General features: G+C 44.5%; 5 protein-coding genes. All 5 read right to left on the bottom strand.

Annotation, left to right across the window (positions count from 1 at the left end):
- Nucleotides 1-487: 487 nt before the first annotated feature.
- Nucleotides 488-760, bottom strand: coding sequence for a hypothetical protein (locus tag ACTQ16_RS16360; protein ID WP_278967684.1), 273 nt, complete (start codon nt 758-760; stop codon nt 488-490).
- A gap of 59 nt (nt 761-819) precedes the next feature.
- Nucleotides 820-1,449, bottom strand: a complete 630-nt coding sequence (locus tag ACTQ16_RS16355) for a hypothetical protein (protein ID WP_278967683.1) — start codon at nt 1,447-1,449, stop codon at nt 820-822.
- Nucleotides 1,450-1,492: 43 nt separating this feature from the next.
- Complete coding sequence (locus tag ACTQ16_RS16350; RefSeq protein WP_278967686.1) at nt 1,493-1,729, bottom strand: DUF6926 domain-containing protein; 237 nt, start codon at nt 1,727-1,729, stop codon at nt 1,493-1,495.
- 11 nt (nt 1,730-1,740) lie between these two features.
- Nucleotides 1,741-2,052 (bottom strand): hypothetical protein, encoded by a 312-nt coding sequence (locus ACTQ16_RS16345; protein WP_441938500.1) that lies wholly within the window; start codon nt 2,050-2,052, stop codon nt 1,741-1,743.
- Between the two features lie 903 nt (nt 2,053-2,955).
- The gene (gene tet(Q), locus ACTQ16_RS16340) at nt 2,956-4,881 is read right to left on the bottom strand and encodes a tetracycline resistance ribosomal protection protein Tet(Q) (protein WP_441938498.1); all 1,926 of its coding nucleotides are present in this window, start codon (nt 4,879-4,881) and stop codon (nt 2,956-2,958) included.
- Nucleotides 4,882-5,124: the final 243 nt, after the last annotated feature.

The following is a 5,124-nucleotide window of genomic DNA, read 5'->3' as shown; positions in this document are numbered from 1 at the left end:
GGATGGTGGCTACATATTGATGTTGTGCTGTTGCTTTTTACTGAAAGCTACTACTAACGACTCATAAATCTACCCTTAATCGTGTATTGAATGATAGTTGCGGATTTGAGGTTCATTTGGATTAAGCAATAATATACTGCATTAGATGCGTTGTCGGAACGCACCTTTTAATACCTCGTCGTAGCATGAGAGAGCTACAGGATTCCTAACTCGTGTTGGTATGTATATTATTACTGCCGCATGGTGACCACAAAATTAGTTATTTTTTTCCACCCCAACAAATTATAGCCGGAATTATTTTCGCAGATTATTTCCGCAGATAACAGCTAATCATGCTAAGACTATAAGCTCCCGGCGTGATGTCGGGGGGCTTTGTAGTTTTCCATAGACGCGGCTTTTGTGAGGTGACGAGCAAAAGCCGCCCCGCGTGGTTGCAGGACGGCTCGGTGGTCGCTGTGACATTCCGGCTTGGAAGCCATTTGGATTTTCAGTCAAACCAATCGGGGTTGCTCTCGCTAAGTATTGCGACAAGTTCGTTGTCGGGCAGCTTCAAATCACTTTCGGAGGTATAGTAGAAGATTTCTTCATCGACACGCTCCGCTTCCTTGTCGGCGAAGCCGTTGCATTTGTCGGTGATTGGATAAGGCATAAGTACGTCAAGCAATTCCAGTCCACCGATAATAAGGCTCTCGCCCTCGTTGCTTGTAACGATACGGCAGGTATAGTCCATGCCCTTGTAGTTGATTTCAGTCGTTGTCATATATCTTTCGGTTTTATGCACCCTGCTCTCCATGAGGATTGCAGGGTGCTGTTTATAATTCAGTCTATATCAATCCCGATAAAATGTTCATCATCAATCAGGGCATAGTAATATCCGTTGGCACAGCCACGATACTCTTTACTGAAGCCTGCGGCAATATCTCCGGCTTTATAGTAGTTATAGTTATCGTCCTTTTGCTTGACCTCAATCCATAGGGAACCGTCATAACCACGGAAAGTGAATGTCCCGGAATTAAAGTTGCGCCGTTCTTTGAGAGCCTTTCTGAACTGTCCCACCGCCCAATGGTTATATCTGGAGATAGCGTCAAGGGATATTATCTCTCCGTCGATGCGAGTGCCGGTGGTAAGGCGGTTCTCGTAGCAGTCCTTTGTCGGGTCAGCTTCAAGACACTTGCGAACAAATGCAGACGGAAAAGTTGCACGCGAGGCATAGCGTTGGAATTTGGCTACTATATTCGTTGTCGGTTTTGTCACTTTGGAGATTGACAGCCAACATTTGATTTCGTTTGGCTGTATCGGATAGCCTCTCCTGCGAGAGCGTTTAGCAAACTCACATACCTTACTTTCAGTGGAGAGGAACAAACGTCGGCGTTGAGTGCCAAAGGGCGTGGTGATGTCGAAAACACCATGATTGCGATATAATATCGCTGACACATCTTCGTATTTCATATCCGTATGATTTGGATATCGTTTGACTTTCGTGAGATAATGGTTACAATGTCATCACATGGCAGTCAGTAACCTCGGCAGGTAGTCCGAAAGCAGGGAAATGGGAGAAATATGGGTTGCACTCTCCCTCTGCTTCGGAAGCGGTGGTGACGGTCTGCACTTTGTTGTCGGTATACCATTTGTCAATCATCGCAATTTCATCGTCTGTCAACCCTGTCGGGTCTTCGTTGATTAGATAGCATAACGCCCATGTCGGGATAGGCTCTATAAAGAACTCCAGACTGTATGTTTTTAGTTGTGATACCCTAATATTGCTCCGATGTATAGTCTATCGCCCTTTTTCAGTCGGGCGATAATATCCATTAGGTCAGCGGAGCGTTCAGCCGTGCCTGCACCGTCATAGAACTCGGTCACGAAAAGAGCGTCAACGCCAAGCGGATTGATAATGGCTTTTTTCAGTTGCCCTATTGGTCCGTTCCATTTCATCACGTTTGCAGGGGTAAGTTCGGCAGATATAGCCTTGATGTTGTCGAAATGGGATTTTCGCCACATTGCGAAGCCACCATTGTAGGTAAGGGTGCTTTCTTCGATGGGCGTAAACATACCTTTCGGCAGTATATGTTCAAGAAGAAAGCGGATGTCGAACTTGCGTCCGTCCTCGGAGTTTTCGTACAAATAGGATATAGAGGCGTTTTCTCCTGCCACTATACGGTCACTGTTCAGATAGTCGTTCTCGACTATCGGCTCGGTGCTGATTTGATAAATAGTGCTGTGCATAGTCCTTTAATGTTTGAGCGTTTGAGTTAATTTTTCTCCCTTTTGTTTGAAGCTCTTTGAGCTTCTCCGGCAGGGCTGGCCGTTTTTCGTGCTGTTCCACGACTGCGGCCATAAAGGGAGGATAAGGCAAGTGTGTAGTCAGCGGCAAGCGAGGGATACCCAAATTGTTTGAGGCACGAGAAGAATTTGTGGAGGCTCACGAGTGCGGACGCCGACCACAAGCGTAGCGTCACTTGACGGTCCTCCCGGACGCAGTAACTTCGCACGCCAAAACGCCTGTCCCTGCCGAGGCTCAAAATCTTCAAGGGAAAGAACCGGCCACCTTTGACCGTTGCCGTTTCAAAGTGCCAGCCTTGAAGCGGCCACAGTCATCGTTTGCAGACAGATATTCCAAAGAGAGGCGACAACGCGAGAGTCGGGCGAAGGCTTGCCCTCGCTTTGCTCTGGCGTTGTCGCCGCCTCCGGCTTCAGCCGGGCATCATATCCAAAATCAGAACTGCCCGAAGCTGAATCGGTGTGCAGCACGGAATCAGTCGGGCAACCGATAAACAGCACAAGGCGATGTGCCGTGTTTGTGGATCCGCGGGCCACTGACACGGCTTATCGCCTGAATTATCACATCATTTGGACGCAAGCGGTGGTGATAAGGTTGTGTGAGGTAATACGCCCGGCGCACTGCCTCACGCTCCTGTCGCCACAGCGTCTTATATTAATTCCCTGACCGCTCCATTATTTTGATGACATTGATTTTTGGAACATGAATAAAAGTTTATCTTTTTCGTTCATGCGGATATTATCAGAATAACCGCCTTTTGTTATTTGATACCCGCATGGCTTAACCATAAAAACACCTAAGCCCTTAGTGTATGAACTTACTTCTGAGGCGTAGTCTTTACTTGTATTTAATGGAACTTTCCCTTTAATATGACACCACTCATTATTGCAACTGATGTCTTCAATCTCAGACATCATTTTTTGCAAATCTGTAATAGCTTTGGGACTTGCCGCTTGGGGTATCTGCAACTCAAAATAGAGCATCGGTTCGAGAATGTCCACACCTGACTGTTGCAAGGCCAGCCTGAAGACATAAGGGGTCAGCTGTCTGAAATCAGCAGGTGTACTTACCGGGCTATAATACTCGGCTTGAGTAAAAGTTACTTTCAGATCTGTCACTTCCCATCCATGTAAACCAGATTGGCAAGACATACGAATCCCTTCAAAAACGGCATTTTGAAAAGAATGGTTCAGATAACCATAGGAGATGTCACTTTCGATTTGCAACCCTGCCCCTAACGGTAAGGGTTCAAGAGTCAGCCCTATTGTGGCCCAGTAAGGGTTGGGTGGTACTTCGATCTGAATAATCTTATTGACCTTTTTTATAGGTCGTTCTTTGTAGATAGTCTTGATCTCATCAAAATGGACCTTTACGGAAAATCGTTCTTCCAGCAATGTCTGTATGATTTCCTTTTGGGTCAAACCATATAACGAGATTTCCAATTCATCACTATATGAGTTTATGGAAAAGGACAAAGACGGGTCTTCAATCCACAATGTATTCAGAGCGGATATCACCTTGCTTCTCTCTTCGGGCTTGTCTGGCCGGACGGAGGATTTGAGAGCGGGATGCTGATGGGATAATCCTTGAATCAAACAAGGCTTAACACCTAAATAATCTCCGATTCGAAAATCTTCCATATCCTCTACAATCGCGATATCATTGGCACCCACTTCATCAACATTTATCTCTCTGCCCTGATAAATAGTCTTTAGATTTTTAATCTTGATGAACTTTTCCGAATCGTTGATTCTTACAACGTCTCGAAGTCTCAGACTTCCGTCAATTATTTTTAGAAAACTTCTTTTATGTCCTTTGGGGTCATGCTCTATCTTATAGAGATAAGCTGAAAGTCTGTTTGAGACTGATGCCGGAGGAAGTATAAAAGAAGAGATGGCGTCCAACAACTCATTGATACCGATATTGAACATTGCTGATCCATGTAGCACCGGATAGACTTTGGCTTTTGCCACAAGAGCGATTATCGTATTCCAATAATCAGCCGGTGAAATTTCGCTATCCGCCAAATATCGTTCTAATATATCGTCGTCATGGTTGCATACAAATTCTTTGTATTCTTCCTTTATATATGTTTGGGAGCAAACCGGATAAACCGATCCATCGACAACAGTTTGCATAAACAGGACATCTTGCGACAGATTTGTTTTTATATCCATATACAAACGCTCCAAATTCACACCGGCACGGTCAATCTTATTGATAAATATAATTGTCGGGATTTGCAGCTTTTGTAAAGTACTGAACAGCAACTTTGTCTGCGCTTGTATGCCTTCCTTTGCGGATAAGATGAGGACTGCTCCATCAAGCATTTTGAATGTCCGCTCCACTTCCGCAATAAAATCCATGTGTCCCGGAGTGTCAATGATATTGCATTTCACTCCATTCCAGATAATAGATGTCGTAGAAGCCCGGACAGTAATTCCTCTACGTTTCTCTATATCCATAGAGTCCGTTATGGTGTCACCATTATCCACACGGCCGCACTTTTCCGTTGCTCCACTGGCAAACAGCAGATTCTCGGTTACGGAAGTTTTTCCTGCATCAATGTGAGCAAGAATTCCTAAATTTATAATATTCATTTGTATTAAGCAATAATATACTACAGTAGATGCATTGTCGAAACGCACCTTTTAATACCTCCTCGTAGCATATGAGAACTACAGGATTACTAACTCGTATTAATATGTATATTATTACTGCCGCATAACGATCCTTAATTCCGCAACACTTTGATTTAACTTTATTTATAAGTTCCTGAGCAACAAAAAGTTGCTCAGGATTTTGCCATGTCAGATTTTTCACTTATCTTAGTGTTGCAAATC

Source organism: Prevotella sp. LCP21S3_D2 (genome assembly GCF_052118345.1).
Lineage (GTDB): Bacteria > Bacteroidota > Bacteroidia > Bacteroidales > Bacteroidaceae > Prevotella.
Note: the sequence above shows the minus strand (reverse complement) of the source record. Positions and strands in the feature narration are given on the sequence as shown.